This window comes from Streptomyces sp. NPDC006235 (assembly GCF_040613735.1).
GTDB lineage: Bacteria > Actinomycetota > Actinomycetes > Streptomycetales > Streptomycetaceae > Streptomyces.
In genome coordinates this window covers 157,066-172,130 of the sequence record NZ_JBEXSR010000013.1, presented here as the reverse complement: position 1 = coordinate 172,130, position 15,065 = coordinate 157,066, and the positions used below count along the sequence as shown (strand labels likewise).

General features: G+C 74.2%; 11 protein-coding genes and 3 pseudogenes. 9 read left to right on the top strand and 5 right to left on the bottom strand.

All coding sequences use genetic code 11. The annotated features are described in order from the left end of the window. Positions 1–72: 72 nt before the first annotated feature. Entirely contained in the window at positions 73–750 is a 678-nt protein-coding gene (locus tag ABZ192_RS18205; protein WP_356925478.1) for a response regulator transcription factor, read from the top strand. A 543-nt stretch (positions 751–1,293) separates the two neighbouring features. Here the strand turns inward: ABZ192_RS18205 and ABZ192_RS18200 are convergent. Then, positions 1,294–2,316 (bottom strand): Gfo/Idh/MocA family oxidoreductase, encoded by a 1,023-nt coding sequence (locus ABZ192_RS18200; RefSeq protein WP_356925477.1) that lies wholly within the window; start codon positions 2,314–2,316, stop codon positions 1,294–1,296. A 128-nt stretch (positions 2,317–2,444) separates the two neighbouring features. Between ABZ192_RS18200 and ABZ192_RS18195 the strand changes: the two genes are divergently transcribed. From ABZ192_RS18195 to ABZ192_RS18175, 5 genes are all read left to right on the top strand, one after another. Then, positions 2,445–3,182 carry a GntR family transcriptional regulator gene (locus ABZ192_RS18195; protein ID WP_356925504.1) on the top strand — a complete coding sequence of 246 codons (738 nt, stop codon included), beginning with the start codon at positions 2,445–2,447 and terminating at the stop codon, positions 3,180–3,182. Positions 3,183–3,314: 132 nt separating this feature from the next. Beyond that, positions 3,315–4,463 (top strand): ROK family glucokinase, encoded by a 1,149-nt coding sequence (locus ABZ192_RS18190; protein ID WP_356925476.1) that lies wholly within the window; start codon positions 3,315–3,317, stop codon positions 4,461–4,463. Next, on the top strand, positions 4,460–5,041 hold the full coding sequence (locus ABZ192_RS18185) for a sugar kinase (RefSeq protein ID WP_356925475.1): 582 nt from the start codon (positions 4,460–4,462) through the stop codon (positions 5,039–5,041). Before ABZ192_RS18190 ends, ABZ192_RS18185 begins: the two co-directional genes overlap by 4 nt. A gap of 105 nt (positions 5,042–5,146) precedes the next feature. Continuing rightward, positions 5,147–7,984, top strand: a complete 2,838-nt coding sequence (locus ABZ192_RS18180) for a DEAD/DEAH box helicase (protein ID WP_356925474.1) — start codon at positions 5,147–5,149, stop codon at positions 7,982–7,984. Continuing rightward, the gene (locus tag ABZ192_RS18175) at positions 7,981–10,098 is read left to right on the top strand and encodes an SWIM zinc finger family protein (RefSeq protein ID WP_356925473.1); all 2,118 of its coding nucleotides are present in this window, start codon (positions 7,981–7,983) and stop codon (positions 10,096–10,098) included. The genes ABZ192_RS18180 and ABZ192_RS18175 overlap by 4 nt, the downstream gene beginning before the upstream one ends. Positions 10,099–10,305: 207 nt before the next feature. Here the strand turns inward: ABZ192_RS18175 and ABZ192_RS18170 are convergent. From ABZ192_RS18170 to ABZ192_RS18160, 3 genes and pseudogenes are all read right to left on the bottom strand, one after another. Beyond that, a pseudogene (locus ABZ192_RS18170) lies at positions 10,306–10,542 on the bottom strand (hemerythrin domain-containing protein); the annotation flags it as partial. A gap of 2 nt (positions 10,543–10,544) precedes the next feature. Next, positions 10,545–10,940: pseudogene (locus ABZ192_RS18165) on the bottom strand (DEAD/DEAH box helicase); the annotation flags it as partial. 173 nt (positions 10,941–11,113) lie between these two features. Then, positions 11,114–11,374, bottom strand: a complete 261-nt coding sequence (locus tag ABZ192_RS18160; RefSeq protein WP_356925472.1) for a GlsB/YeaQ/YmgE family stress response membrane protein — start codon at positions 11,372–11,374, stop codon at positions 11,114–11,116. A gap of 297 nt (positions 11,375–11,671) precedes the next feature. On the opposite strand from ABZ192_RS18160, the gene ABZ192_RS18155 reads away from it, so the two are divergent. The 3 genes and pseudogenes from ABZ192_RS18155 to ABZ192_RS18145 all read left to right on the top strand — a co-directional run bounded on the left by ABZ192_RS18155 (position 11,672) and on the right by ABZ192_RS18145 (position 13,701). Further along, positions 11,672–12,235: a hemerythrin domain-containing protein gene (locus ABZ192_RS18155; RefSeq protein ID WP_356925471.1), complete on the top strand. Its 564-nt coding sequence runs from the start codon at positions 11,672–11,674 to the stop codon at positions 12,233–12,235. A gap of 137 nt (positions 12,236–12,372) precedes the next feature. After that, positions 12,373–12,582, top strand: a pseudogene (locus tag ABZ192_RS18150) (DUF6766 family protein); the annotation flags it as partial. An 84-nt stretch (positions 12,583–12,666) separates the two neighbouring features. Continuing rightward, a complete protein-coding gene (locus tag ABZ192_RS18145) occupies positions 12,667–13,701 on the top strand; it encodes a DNA topoisomerase IB (protein WP_356925470.1) in 1,035 nt (344 codons plus the stop codon). Between the two features lie 10 nt (positions 13,702–13,711). Here the strand turns inward: ABZ192_RS18145 and ABZ192_RS18140 are convergent, their stop codons facing one another. Beyond that, on the bottom strand, positions 13,712–15,046 hold the full coding sequence (locus ABZ192_RS18140; RefSeq protein WP_356925469.1) for a cytochrome P450: 1,335 nt from the start codon (positions 15,044–15,046) through the stop codon (positions 13,712–13,714). Positions 15,047–15,065: the final 19 nt, after the last annotated feature.

Sequence of the window (15,065 nt, the reverse complement as noted above, 5' to 3'; positions counted from 1 at the left end):
CCACAAGGCGTTGGCGCGGACCACCGCCCGTCCGCGCCCCGCATCCACCCCGACCGTGATTACGTGAGGCCCATGACTGCCATCAGACTGCTCCTCGTCGACGACGATCCGCTGGTGCGGGCCGGACTGTCCTTCATGCTGGGCGGAGCCGACGACATCGAGATCGTCGGCGAGGCGGCCGACGGCGGCGAGGTGGAGGCGCTCGTGGACCGCACCCACCCGGACGTCGTGCTCATGGACATCCGGATGCCGACGGTGGACGGCCTCACGGCCACGGAGCGGCTGCGCGGCCGCAAGGAGGCCCCGCAGGTGGTGGTCCTCACCACCTTCCACGCCGACGAACAGGTCCTGCGGGCGCTGCGCGCGGGCGCCGCCGGATTCGTCCTCAAGGACACGCCGCCGGCCGAGATCCTCGCGGCGGTGCGCCGCGTCGCGGCCGGCGACCCGGTCCTGTCGCCCACCGTCACCCGCCAGCTGGTGCAGCACGCGGTCGGCACCGCCGCCGACACCCGCCGCACGCGGGCACGGGAACGCATGGCCGCCCTCAACGACCGCGAGCGCGAGGTCGCCGTCGCGGTCGGCCGGGGCCTGTCCAACGCGGAGATCGCCACAGGCCTCTTCATGAGCGTCGCCACGGTCAAGACGCACGTCTCCCGCATCCTGGCCAAGCTCGACCTCAACAACCGCGTGCAGATCGCGCTGCTGGCATACGACGCGGGCCTCCTGGAGGAGGAACAGAAGGACCGCTGACCGCCCCCGACCCGACCCGGCCCGCCCCGTCCGCCCCGCCGACCTGCCGGCCAGCCGGCCCGCCGTCACGCTGGCCCGCCGCCCCGTCGGCCTGGCGTCCCGCCGGTCGGTCGGCCTGCCGTCCGCTGGCCCACCGTTACGCCGGTCCGCCGTCACGCTGCCCGCTGGCCCGGCGGCCTCCTGGCCTGCTGTCCCGCTGGCTCGCCGCCCCGGCGGTTTGCTGGCCCGCCGTCACGCTGCCCGCTGGCCCCCCGGCCCGCTGTCCCGTCGGTCCGCCGTTGCCCGACTCCGGCGAGCAGGGCCCGGCGTACGGCGGGTTCGACGTCGCCCATCCCGCCGGTCTGCCGTCCCGCCGTTCCGCCGGTCTGCCGTCCCGCCGGTCCGCTGCCCGCTGGCCCGCCGTTCCGCCAGCCTGCCGGTGCGCCGTCACGCCGCCTGCTGGCCCGGCGGACTGCCGGTCCGCCGTCCCGCCGTCCGCGCTAGCCCGCCGTCCCTCGACTCGCCGTCCCGCCGACCACCGTCACCCCGCCCGCCGGCCCGCCGTCACGCGTAGGCCGACGCGGACCCTCCGGGGATCTCCGCGAGGTGTACCGGTCTGCGCTCCCGGCGGGACAGCTCGCACGCCTCGGCGACGCGCAGCGCCTGCAGGGCCTCGCGCCCGTCGCAGGGGTTGGCCCGCTCGCCCCGCACTACCTCGACGAATGCGTTCAGCTCCGCCTCGTACGCGGGGCCGAAACGCTCCAGGAAGCCGGTCCAGGGCTTGTCCGCGGCGGGCGGACCGGTCGGCTCGGTGGACGCGATCGGCGTACGGTCGTCCAGGCCGACCACGATCTGGTCCAGCTCCCCGGCCAGCTCCATGCGCACGTCGTAGCCGGCCCCGTTCAGCCGGGACCCGGTGACCGTGGCGAGCGTGCCGTCGTCGAGGGTGAGGAGCGCGGCACCGGTGTCGACGTCGCCCGCCTCGCGGAACATCGCGGGCCCGGCGTCCGACCCGGCCGCGTACACGTCCGCCACCTCCCGGCCCGTCACCCAGCGCAGCACGTCGAAGTCGTGGATCAGCGTGTCCCGGTACAGCCCGCCGGACACCGGCAGCCACGCGGCGGGCGGCGGCGACTGGTCGCTGGTCAGCGCCCGTACGGTGTGCAACCGCCCCAGCCGACCGGAGCGCACGGCCTCGCGCGCACCGGCGTAGCCCGTGTCGAAGCGGCGCTGGAAGCCCATCTGCAGCACCGTCCCGGCCGTCTCGACCTCCGCGATCGCGCTCAGGGTCCCCGGCAGATCCAGCGCGATGGGCTTCTCGCAGAACACCGGCAGGCCCGAGCGTGCTGCCCGACCGATCAGTTCGGCGTGGGCCGACGTCGCCGTCGTGATCACCACGGCGTCGACCCCCCAGCGGAAGATCTCCTCCACGCCCGGCGCGGCCGTCTCACCCAGCCGATGCGCCAGTTCCTGGGCCCGCGAGGTGTCCGCGTCCGTGAGGATCAGGGAGCCCACGTCGCGGTGCCGGCTGAGCGTGTTCGCGTGGATCGTGCCGATGCGGCCCGTACCGATGACGCCGATGCGCATGGAAACAAAGTGCGTGCGCAGCCCGCCCCTGTCAATCTGAATGTCCGGACAATCTGACTACACAACTTCCCGTCAACAACGCGCGGAGCTACGCTCGGCCCGTGCCGAAACCAGAAGTGGACCCGACCGTGCAGCTCGAGCTGAGCGTGGACCGCAGCTCTCCCGTGCCGTTGTACTTCCAGCTGTCCCAGCAGCTGGAGGCCGCGATCGAGCACGGCACGCTGACGCCAGGCAGCCTGCTGGGCAACGAGATCGAACTCGCCGCCCGGCTCGGCCTGTCCCGGCCGACCGTCCGCCAGGCCATCCAGTCGCTCGTCGACAAGGGCCTCCTCGTCCGCCGCCGCGGCGTGGGAACCCAGGTCGTGCACAGCCAGGTCAAGCGCCCGCTGGAGCTCAGCAGCCTCTACGACGACCTGGAGGCGGCGGGCCAGCGCCCGGCCACCAAGGTCCTCGTCAACACGCTCGTCCCGGCCTCCGCCGAGGTCGCCGCGGCACTCGGCGTCGCCGAGGACAGCGACGTCCACCGCGTGGAACGCCTCCGCCTCGCCCACGGCGAGCCCATGGCCTACCTCTGCAACTTCCTGCCCCCCGGCCTCATCGACCTCGACACCGCCCAGCTGGAGAACACGGGCCTCTACCGCCTGATGCGGGCGGCCGGCATCACCCTCCACAGCGCCCGCCAGTCGATCGGCGCGAGGGCCGCGACGACGGTGGAGGCGGAACGGCTGGCGGAGGAGACCGGAGCTCCGCTGCTCACCATGCAACGCGTCACGTTCGACGACACGGGCCGCGCGGTCGAGTACGGCACGCACACGTACCGCCCGACGCGCTATTCCTTCGAATTCCAGTTGCTGGTGCGTACTTAAGGGGCGCGGGGGCGTATCATGTGCGGCTCCGCCGCGGGGGCGCGCCAAGCCCCCACCGGCCCGCACTCGGCGACGATCCGCACCACCCCTCTGCTCCGCACCCTGCCTCCCCGTGAGGCAGAATCGGCGGCGATGAGCACCTACCGCGACTTCACCGCCCCCATCGGCTCCCGCCGTGCCACGGCGCTCCGCACCGTCGGCACCCGGGAGCGCCGCTCACACCTGACGGCACCTCGCGTGCCGACGGTGGGCATCGACATCGGCGGTACGAAGGTGATGGCGGGCGTCGTGGACGCCGACGGCAACATCCTGGAGAAGGTCCGCACGGAGACGCCGGACAAGTCCAAGAGCCCCAAGGTCGTCGAGGACACCATCGCCGAGCTGGTCCTGGACCTCTCGGACCGGCACGACGTGCACGCCGTCGGCATCGGCGCGGCCGGCTGGGTCGACGCCGACCGCAACCGCGTGCTGTTCGCCCCCCACCTGTCCTGGCGCAACGAACCGCTCCGCGACCGCCTCTCGGGCCGGCTCTCCGTACCGGTCCTCGTGGACAACGACGCCAACACCGCCGCCTGGGCCGAGTGGCGCTTCGGCGCCGGCCGCGGCGAGGACCACCTCGTGATGATCACGCTCGGCACCGGCATCGGCGGCGCGATCCTGGAAGATGGCCAGGTCAAGCGCGGCAAGTACGGCGTGGCCGGCGAGTTCGGCCACATGCAGGTCGTGCCCGGCGGCCACCGCTGCCCGTGCGGCAACCGCGGCTGCTGGGAGCAGTACAGCTCCGGGAACGCCCTGGTCCGCGAGGCGCGCGAGCTGGCCGCCGCCGACTCGCCGGTGGCGTACGGGATCATCGAGCACGTCAAGGGCAACATCGGCGACATCACCGGCCCGATGATCACCGAGCTGGCCCGCGAGGGCGACGCCATGTGCATCGAGCTGCTGCAGGACATCGGCCAGTGGCTCGGCGTCGGCATCGCCAACCTCGCGGCCGCCCTCGACCCCTCCTGCTTCGTCATCGGCGGCGGTGTCTCGGCCGCCGACGACCTGCTGATCGGCCCCGCGCGGGACGCGTTCCGCAGGCACCTGACCGGCCGCGGCTACCGTCCCGAGGCCCGTATCGCCCGGGCCCAGCTCGGCCCCGAGGCCGGCATGGTCGGCGCCGCCGACCTGGCCCGGCTGGTCGCCCGCCGCTTCCGGCGCGCCAAGCGCCGCCGGGTGGAGCGGTACGAGCGCTTCGAGCGGTACACCCAGTCGCTCCGCGGTACCCAGGAGACGCTGTGACCGCATCCCTGCCGCATCAGGGCTCCTGGCCGGACGGCGAGGAACGTCCGGCCGAGGACCGCCGCCACATGATCCGCCGCAGGGCGCTCACCCTGCTGATCATCGTGCTGCTCATCGGCATCCCGGCCGGCTACCTGGTGATCTCCGCGAACCAGAGCCGCGACAGCGGCAAGGACAAGGAGGCCAAGTACTCGGCGACCGGCCTGACCGCGGGCTGGCCGTCCAAGCTCCAGCGCCGGATCTACCAGGTGCCCGTCCCGCACCCGGCCTGGCACGTGGCGTACTACGAGACCAACAACTGGAAGACCAGCCGCCTGTACGCCCAGTTCGAGACCAACGCGGCCGGTCTGGACGCCTATCTGACGGGCCTGGGCGTGACCCGTAAGGACCTGAAGAAGGGCCACATCACCATCGGCGCCCGGGACCGCAAGGTCACCGGCTGGAAGTTCCCCGAGGGCGACGCGTGGTACGGCTTCGTCCACCGCCAGAAGAACCCCGCGCCCACGCACGACGTGGTGGTCGACCTCTCCAACGCCGCGTATCCCTGGGTGTACGTCGTCTCCCGGACCGTGCCCTGACCGCAACCCGGCCCGGGCGGCACGGCCGCCGGGGCCGATTGTCAGACCCCGCCCGTAGAGTCGGAGACAACTGATCCGACACGCAGGCGGGAGGTGACAGGACGTATGGGTGACACGGCCGCGGTGGCCGAGCGGGCGGGGGACGCGACGGTCCCGGTCCGGCTCCCGGCCGTCTTCCTGCCCGCCCCCCTCCCGCGCGGCGGGCGCATCGCCTTCTGGGACCCCGAAGGGGAGTCCCTGCCTGCAGAGCTCACCGAGAACACCGAGCTCACGGTCGTGCGACGGCACGGCGCCGCGGTCCGGCGGCGGACCGCCCCGGCGCTGTCCCTCCCGCTGGACGAGGCCCTGCCGCTCCTGGTGCGCGCCCGGCACGACCCCGCGGCCCACCCCGCCACCGCCTGCTGGGGAGCCGCCGCCCTGCACGCCCTGCGGCTCACCGCGCGCGGCCGGCTGCTGCCCGGCCTGACCCCCACGGGCCACGACGCCTGGCGCGCCGGCCCCCTGGACCCGGACGACATCGCGCACCTGCGCGCGGTCGCCGCCGCCCTGCCCTACGAGGGACACGCCGTCCCGTTGCCCGGCCCGGGCCCGATCCGCCTCCCCGAACCGGAAGCGTTGGTCCGCGCCTTCCTCGACGCGGTCGCCGACACCCTGCCGCGCACCCCGGCCGCGCCCCACGCCACCGGCAGGCCCTTCGCGGCCCGCGACGCCCAGTACCTGCCGAAGGCCCACGACTGGGCCGCCGAGGTCGCCGCCGGCATGGACGCCGGCGTGCGGATCTCGCTCCGGCTGGACCTCTCGGCGTACGACCTGTTCGACGAAGCCCTCGACGGCGGCGCACGCAGCGCCGGCGCCGCGGTCGTCCAGGTGCACAGCCTCGCCGACCCCACCCTCGTCGCCGACGCGGCGGCGCTGTGGGCGGGGGAGGCGGACGACGCCTTCGGCCCGCGCGCACGGGTGGACGCGGCCCTCGCCGTCCGCCGCGCGGCCCGGGTCTGGCCCCCGCTCGACCGGCTCGGCGACCAGGACGTGCCCGACGTGCTGGCGCTGACCGAGGAGGAGCTGAGCGACCTGCTCGGTGTCGCCGCCACCCGGCTCGCCGCGGCCGGCGTCGCCGTGCACTGGCCCAGGGACCTGGCCCAGGACCTCTCGGCCGCCGCGGTGGTCCGGCCGGCCCCCGGCTCGGCGACCGACGGCACCGGCTTCTTCGAGAGCGAGGATCTCCTCCAGTTCCGCTGGCAGCTGGCGCTCGGCGGCGACCCGCTCACCGAGAGCGAGATGGACGCCCTGGCCGAGGCCCACCGCCCGGTCGTCCGGCTGCGCGACCAGTGGGTGCTGGTCGACCCGGCCCTCGTCCGCAAGGCACGCAAGCGGGACCTGGGCCTGCTCGACCCGGTCGACGCGCTGTCCGTCGCCCTCACCGGCACCGCCGACGTGGACGGCGAGACGGTCGAGGCCGTACCCGCCGGCGCGCTGGCCACCCTGCGCGACCGCCTCACCGCTGGAGTACGCCCGGCCGCACCGCCGCCCGGCCTGCACGCCACCCTCCGCGACTACCAGCTGCGGGGCCTGGCCTGGCTCGACCTGATGACCTCCCTCGGCCTCGGCGGCTGCCTCGCCGACGACATGGGCCTCGGCAAGACCGTCACCCTCATCGCCCTGCACCTGAAGCGGGCCCGCCGCGAGCCGACCCTGGTGGTCTGCCCGGCCTCGCTGCTCGGCAACTGGCAGCGGGAGATCACCCGCTTCGCCCCCGGCGTCCCCGTCCGCCGCTTCCACGGCCCGGACCGCAGCCTGGACGACCTGGACGGCGGCTTCGTCCTCACCACCTACGGCACGATGCGCTCCGCGGCCCCCGCTCTGGCCGGGCAGGCGTGGGGCATGGTCGTCGCCGACGAGGCGCAGCACGTCAAGAACCCCTACTCGGCCACGGCGAAGGCGCTGCGCACGATCCCGTCGCCGGCGCGCGTGGCCCTGACCGGCACACCCGTCGAGAACAACCTCTCCGAGCTGTGGGCGCTGCTCGACTGGACCACCCCGGGCCTCCTCGGCCCGCTGAAGTCCTTCCGCGCCCGGCACGCCCGGGCCGTGGAGAACGGTGAGGACGAGGAGGCGGTGGAGCGCCTGGCCCGCCTGGTCCGGCCGTTCCTGCTGCGCCGGAAGAAGTCCGACCCGGGCATCGTCCCCGAGCTGCCGCCCAAGACGGAGACCGACCACCCGGTGCCGCTCACCCGCGAACAGGGCGCGCTGTACGAGGCCGTGGTCCGCGAGTCGATGCTCGCCATCGAGACCGCCGAGGGCATGGCGCGCCGGGGCCTGGTGCTGAAGCTCCTGACGTCGCTGAAGCAGATCTGCAACCACCCGGCGCTGTACCTGAAGGAGGAGCCCCGGGCCGCCGGCGACCGGCTCGCCGCCCGCTCGGGCAAACTCGCCCTGCTGGACGAGCTGTTGGACACCCTGCTCGCCGAAGACGGATCCGCCCTGGTCTTCACCCAGTACGTGGGGATGGCCCGCCTGATCACCTCCCACCTGGCCACCCGGGCGGTCCCGGTCGACCTCCTCCACGGCGGCACGCCGGTACCGGAGCGGGAGCGCATGGTGGACCGCTTCCAGGCCGGCTCGACCCCGGTCCTGGTGCTGTCCCTCAAAGCGGCGGGCACCGGCCTCAACCTCACCCGCGCGGGCCACGTCGTCCACTTCGACCGCTGGTGGAACCCGGCCGTCGAGGAACAGGCCACCGACCGTGCCTACCGCATCGGCCAGACCCAGCCCGTCCAGGTCCACCGTCTGATCACGGAGGGCACCATCGAGGACCGCATCGCCGAGATGCTCCAGGCCAAGCGCGCTCTCGCCGACGCGATCCTCGGCTCCGGCGAGTCGGCCCTCACGGAACTGACGGACCGTGAGCTGTCCGACCTGGTCTCCCTGCGGAGGACACCATGACGCCCAGCCCGGCCGACGAGGCCCGCCGGGCCCTGCGGGCGGCACGCGAGCGGGCGGCGTCCGACCCGCACCCGGCACCGGCTTCCCGTCCCGCGCCCGCTCCGGCCCCGGCACCCGTCGGGCAGGAGGCCCCCCAGCCGGCGGACGTCGCCCGTGAGGCACTGCGAAGGGCCGTGTCCGAGCACCGGGGCGCAGGCCAGGCGAGGGACATGGGCGCGCTGCGGGACGCGGACGCCGAGGTGCTCGCCGATCAGCCGGACGACACCCCGCGGCACACGCCGGGACCCACGGAGCCGGACGGCTCCGACCCCCGGGGCGAGACCGGGGAGGCCCCCACCCCGACGGACTCGGCCGGCACTCCCGCCGGCGAGGGGGACCAGCCCGCCGCCCCGCCCGAGAGCACGGCGACCGCTCCCTCAGGCGGCACGGACCAGCCGGCCCGCCGCGCTGCGGACATCGCACGCGAGGCGCTGCGCGCCGCTCGGGAGGACGCGCGGCGGGCACGGGAGGAGACGGAGAGCGAAGGGGCCCGGCGCCGGCGCGGGACACGGCAGAGCCGTGTGGACGAGCGGGCGGCGGCCCTCCGCCGGGCGCGCGGAGACGCCGTCGGCGGGGAAGCGCGTGACGTACGGCAGGTGCTGTCCGACGCCTTCCGGATGCCCGCGGCGGACCCCGGCGGGACGCCCGAGGGCCCGGACGAGACCGGCCATGAGGACTCGCCCTCACCCGGCCCCGGCACCCCCGACGCAGCCACGGACACCGCGCCGCCCCATGCCCCCGCCCCCTCCACCACCCCGCCCCCGACCCCCCGGACTCCTGGCACCCTCCACAGCCCCCTGGCCTCCCACTCCATGGCCGCTCCCAACCGCGACAACGAACTCCGCCGCACCTTCCCCGCCTTCCCGCCCCGCGACCCGGACGGCAAGGGCTTCGCCGAGAGCTGGTGGGGGAACGCGTGGGTCGCCGCGCTGGAGCAGGGCGCGCTGGACGCCAAGCGGCTGGAGCGCGGGCGGGGTTACGCCGGGCAGGGGCATGTCGACGCGATCACCGTGACGCCCGGCCTGGTGCTGGCGTACGTGCGGGGCAGCCGTCCGCGCCCGTACCGCGTGCAGGTGCGGCTGCGCACGCTCGACGACGCCGACTGGGAGCGGTTCCTGGACGCCGCCGCCGACCGGCCCGGTCACATCGCGGCGCTTCTCGACAAGGAGATGCCCCAGTCTCTCGCGGACTGCGGCGTGCCCCTGCTGCCGGGCCCGGGTGATCTGGAACCGCGGTGCAGCTGCCCCGACCGGGGCCACCCCTGCAAGCACGCCGCCGCCCTCTGCTACCAGACCGCGCGGCTGCTCGACGCCGACCCCTTCGTCCTGCTCCTGCTGCGCGGCCGGGGCGAACGCGAGCTGCTGGACGCGCTGTCCCGGCTGAGCGCCACCCGTGCCGCGCGCGCCGCCCAGGACAAGGGGCCGGCGCCGCTCCCAGGGGTACGGGCCAGTGACGTCGTCACGCCGCGCGCCCTCCCGCCCCTGCCGGCGCCGCTGCCCCCGCCCTCGCACCCCGAGCAGCCCCCGGCCTACCCGGCGGCCCCGGGCGGCCCGGACCCGTTCGCACTGGACCAGTTGGCCACGGACGCCGCCGCGCGGGCCCACGCGCTGCTCACCACGGGCCGTGACCCGGTCGGGCAGCTGACGCTCTGGGAGGACGCGGTCCGCCTGGCCGCGGCCCGCCCCGGCTCCGGGCTCACCGCGGGCACCCGGGCGCTCTACTCCTCCCTCGCCGCCGCGGCGGGCCGCACCCCGTCCGAGCTGGCCCGCGCGGTCGCCGCCTGGCGCCAGGGCGGACCGGAGGGCCTCGCCGTCCTGGAGGAGCCGTGGGATCCGCCGGCCGGCCGGTTCGACCGGGCCCGCCCGCTGCTCCTCGCCGCCGACCTGCCCGCCTTCCGCCCCTGGCGCAACCACCTGACCCACCCCCAGGGCCATGTCCAGCTCCGCCTGGGCCGCGACGGCCTGTGGTACGCCTACGAGTCCGAGCCGGGCCAGGAGGACTGGTGGCCCCGGGGGACCCCCGACCTGGACCCGGTCGGTGCCCTGACGGGCCTGGGCATACCGAGCGACCTCTGAGCCGGTGCGGTCCGCTCCGCTCCGCGACAGGTCACCGGAGGACCCCGCAGGTGGAGGATCAGCCGATCGGGACCATACCGCACCCGACCGCCTCGGCGGCCGGCCCCGCCCGGCGAGAGGGGCCGAGGCCACGGCCCCTGCCGTAACAGGGCACACCGCCCCCTGCCGTAGCAGGGGGCACGTCACTGATGTGCCGGACGCATGCGATCAGTCGCGGCCCATGACCGCGCGGACGGCGTCGCGCGTGCGGTCCATCAGCGCGGTGACGGGGCCGAGCGCCATGGTGGCCGGGGCGGACTCCACGCCCGGGTGGGGCCGGGTGGGGGCCATGGCCTCGGCTGCCTTCACCCCCTTGGCCAGGGAGGCGAGCGTCGCGGCGTCGGCGCTGCGCCGGATGTGGATGAACTCGTAGCGTTCCTCCGCGCGGGCGTGCTCCTGGACGTCGGCAGGAACAGGTAGTCGGCATCGCCCTCCCGGACGGCCCGCCAGCCCTCGGCGGTGGCCGACTCGGGCTGCGCGGAGTTCACGGCCACGGCGTCCGGTGCCGCGCTCTCCCGCAGTCCGGTGACCTGATCGCGCTGCAAGGCGATCAGCGGCGACACCACGACGGCCGGGCCGCCGAGCACGACGGTCGGCACCTGGTAGATCGCCGACTCGCCGGAACCGGTGGGCATGACGACCAGCACGTCACGGCCGTCGAGCAGGGCCCGCATCGCCTCCGTCTGCTCGGGCCTCGGCTCGCTCCACCCGAAGCGCTCCCGCGCGACGCGGCGCAGCTCCCCGGTTCGGTCGTGCTCGCCCGCGCCCGCCCGGACCTTCGGAACTCCGCGTGGCCGGGTCATGGCACGAAGCCTCCTTCACGGCCCCGAGACCCTCTCGCTGGCCCGGTCCGGGTACCCCGCCCGGCTGCCGGGATGCTGCGAGAGGGGCCCCGCCGCCCGGCCTCGTGCGGTCGCGGCCGCCCACCGCCAGGGACTCCGGGCGTTCACGGGAGCCCGCCCCATGAACTGAGCCGTCAGGCGCGTCGCCGGGCCCACAGTGGGGTGACGAAGGCGATGAGGACGGCCGCGATGCCGACCTGGAAGACGTGGCGGATCCAGTCGATACCGCCGGTGTCGCGCACCCCGAACGCGGTGGCGAGTGCGTTTCCGGCGACGGCGCCGACGATACCCATGAGGACCGTCAGCCACAGGGGGATGGGCTGACGTCCGGGAACTACGAGCTTGGCCAGCAGGCCGATGATGAGCCCAGCGATGATCGCCCACAGGAACGACACGACAACTCCTTCCGTTCGTTGCCCTTTTCGGGCACGACTCCGTGTTCCCGCCGAAAGCCGCCATAAGCCTTGTCCGTCACACGGCTCTGCACGCCGGTCAAGGGCTGCGACGCGAGGAGCCGCGGTCCGATCGTTTCGGCCACGGGAGTGAAGTGCTGAAACACCGTGAGGTCCCGGGTGCGGGGGCGTGGCAGGTATCCGTGCTGGGCGGCGAGCCGGCGGAGTGCTGGACGGAGCCGGTGGACACCCGGCCTCGGAACGACACCGGCCTCAGAACGACAAAGGACTGGAGAACCCATGGGACACGGTGGAAACGTCATCCAGGAACTGACGGCGGATCACCGCGAGGTGGACGACCTCTTCGCGCGGATCGAAGCACTGCCCGGGGCCGACGAGCAGCGGCGCGCACTGGCGGACCGGCTCACCATGGAGCTGATCCGGCACTCGGTGGCCGAGGAGGAGTACCTGTACCCGGCGGTGCGCCGGTACGTCGACGGGGGAGACGACCTCGCCGACAAGGAGATCGCCGACCACGCCGAAGTCGAGCGCATGCTCAAGGAACTCGAGGACTGCCAACCCGGGGACGGGCGTTTCGACACGCTGATCCTGCGGTTGAAGAACTCCGTCACGGCACACGTCAGCGACGAGGAGAACCGGCTCTTCCCCATGCTGGCCGACGTCTGCTCCGCCGATGCCCTGGAGAAGCTCGGTGAGAAGGTCCGCTCGGCCAAGGAGCACGCTCCGACCCGTCCGCACCCGTCCGCGCCGGACACCCCGCCCGCGAACAAACTCCTCGCGCCCGGTGCCGGCATGGTCGACCGCCTGCGCGACATGCTCACCGGACGAGGAAAGCAGGACTGACAGGAGCGGCTCGGACGGACAGGGCCCGGGGCCGCACTGGGAGGCGGGATGTCAGGACGGTGGTACCGCACCGGCACGGTGGCGGTGGTGATGGCCCTCGGCCTGACCGGCGCCTGCGGAACGCCGTCGGAGCGGCGGAGCAGCAACTGCGCCGGCTGCAAGCCCCCGTCAGCTGGGTGGAGTACCTGTCGGCCGCGGACTTCTGGAGCCGCACCCTGCAGAACTGGCAGTCCGAACTGCTGGCCGTCGCCTCCATGACCGTCCTCTCCATCTACCTGAGGCAGCGCGGATCACCGGAGTCCAAGCCCGTCGGCGCGTCCGACTCCGCCACCGGCGTGGAGGGCTGAGCACTTCGGTGGAGGCGGCGAGCCCGGTGTGCGGGGGAGTGGGCGGGTACCGACACGACAGAGCTTGAATGGCTGGAGGTCGGGATGCGTCTTTTCCACAGCCGCCCCACCGACCGCGGGTACCGCCGCCTGCGCCACGGACGCGGCTTCCGCTACCTGGACACCCACGGGGAACCGCTGCGCGATCTCGGGGAGCTGGCCCGGATCCGGGCACTGGTCATACCGCCCGCTTGGCGGGACGTGTGGATCTGCACCCGGGCCAACGGGCATCTGCAGGCCGTCGGCACCGATGCCGCCGGGCGCCGCCAGTACCTGTACCATCCGCAGTTCCGCGCCGAACAAGAGCAGGCCAAGCACGAGCACGTGCTCGACGTCGCCGAGACCCTGCCCGCGGTGCGCGAGGCCGTCGAAGGGCACCTGAGCGACCGGGGCTTGACCCGGCAGCGGGTCCTGGCGACGGCCGTGCGCCTGCTCGACCTCGGCTTCTTCCGCATCGGCAGCGACCGCTACACCGAACAGAACAACAGCTACGGCCTCACCACGCTGCTGCGCGAGCACTCCCGCTGCCGCGCCGGCGCGGTCCTGTTCACCTACACCGGCAAGCACGGCAAGGAGATCATCCAGACCATCGCGGACCCTGCCGCCTGCCGCAGCCTCACCGCGTTGCTGCGGCGCCGGGGCGGCGGTGACCGGCTCCTGGCCTACTGGGAGGGTCGCGCCTGGCACGACGTGACCGGCGACGACGTCAACGCGTACCTCAGGGAACTCGCCGGCCTGGAGATCACCGCCAAGGACTTCCGTACCTGGCACGCCACCGTCATGGCGGCCGTGGCACTGGCCGTCTCACAACCCGCGGCACGCAGCGAGACCGCCTGGCGCCGTGCCATCGCCCGGGCGGCGCGCGAGGTCGCCGGGTACCTCGGCAACACGCCCGCGGTCTGCCGCGCCTCCTACATCAACCCGCGGGTGATCGAGTTGTACGAGGAGGGCGTGACGGTCGCCCCCGCGCTGTCTCATCTCGGCGACGAGGGCCCGTACGGCATCCCCGCCACGCACGGACCCGTCGAACGGGCGGTGCTGCGCATGCTCCGCAACGGAGACCCGTCCGGGGGAGAGTGAGTGAGAGGCTCTACCTCTTCTCGGTCACGTCGGCCAGGGGCCGTCGCGCGGCGACACCGGTGCCGGAGGCCGCCTCGGCCGAGGGCGAGCCGCTCGGTACCCGCACGTCGCGTACGGCGAAGCCGCTGCGCACCCGCGCCGGGATGCGCCGCAGCGAGATGCGCAGGTCCTGGTCGGGGACGGTGTGGTCGAGGCCGGCCAGGCGGACCGCGAGGGCTTCGAGCAGCCCGATGGTCAGGCCCTCGCCGGGGCAGCGGTGGCCGGCGCGCGGTTCGGCACCACCCTGCGGGACGAGTTCGTCCCGCTCGACCGCATGGTCGAGGAACCGCTCGGGGCGGAAGGCGTACGGGTCGCCCCACAGCTCCTCGTCGTGGTTCTGCCCGAAGACGTCGAGCAGCACCATCGCGCCGGCCGGGACCGAGGCGTCCCGCCAGGACAGGTCCCGCGCGGCGAGGCCGCCGAGGAAAGGCGCGAACGGGTAGAAGCGGCGTACCTCGTGCACGAACGCGGCGGTGTAGGCGGTGTCGCCGCCGCGCAGGCGGTCGCGCTGGTCCGGCCGCAGATGCAGATGCAGCGCGTGCGCCGTATAGGCGACGAACCAGCAGACGGCGACGGTGGGCCGGATGACGTTCAGGAGTTCGACGGCCGCCGTGTGCGGGTGCAGCAGCTCGCCGGTGGCCTCCCGGTGTCGGCACACAGCCGCGAGCACCGATCCGTCGGGGGCGGCGGCCTCGCCCGAGCGGACCTCCTCGACCAGCCGGGTGAAGCGCTCCTCCTGCCGGTTGCGGGCGCGCCGGGCCCGCCAGTGCCGGGGCCCGGCGGTGGCGAAACCGTCCACCATGGCGACCAGGTCGCGGGCGAGATGCTCCGCCTCCCCGGCGTCCTCGTCGAGCGGGACGCCGGCCCAGCGGCACACGCCACGGGTCAGCACCACACTCGACGCGTCGAACAGCACGACCTGTTCGGCCCTGCTCCACTCCCGCACCGCGTCGTCCCACACGGGGAGGACGTGTTCGACGAGACCGGCGATCCGGTCGGCCTGCAGCAACGGCAGGAAGAACTCCTTGCGGGCGCGGTGGGCGCCGCCGTCGAGCGTGTGGACGGCGTCGTGGCCGAACAACGTGCTCAGCACCGGCCCGGGGAGGGCGCCGCCGCGGTGCACGTTGTGCTCGTCGTAGAAGAACCGCACCGCCTCCGGTCCCCGCACGGCGAGCGCGGGCTTGCCCATCACTCGGGTACTCGCCACGCCGTCGGGGCGCTCGCGCAGCAAACCGGGCAACCAGGAGTAACCCTGCACGAGAGCCGGCAGAGAACGATCGATCAGGGGTGAACTCCATGCGTCCATGGCCACTGGGTGCCCACGC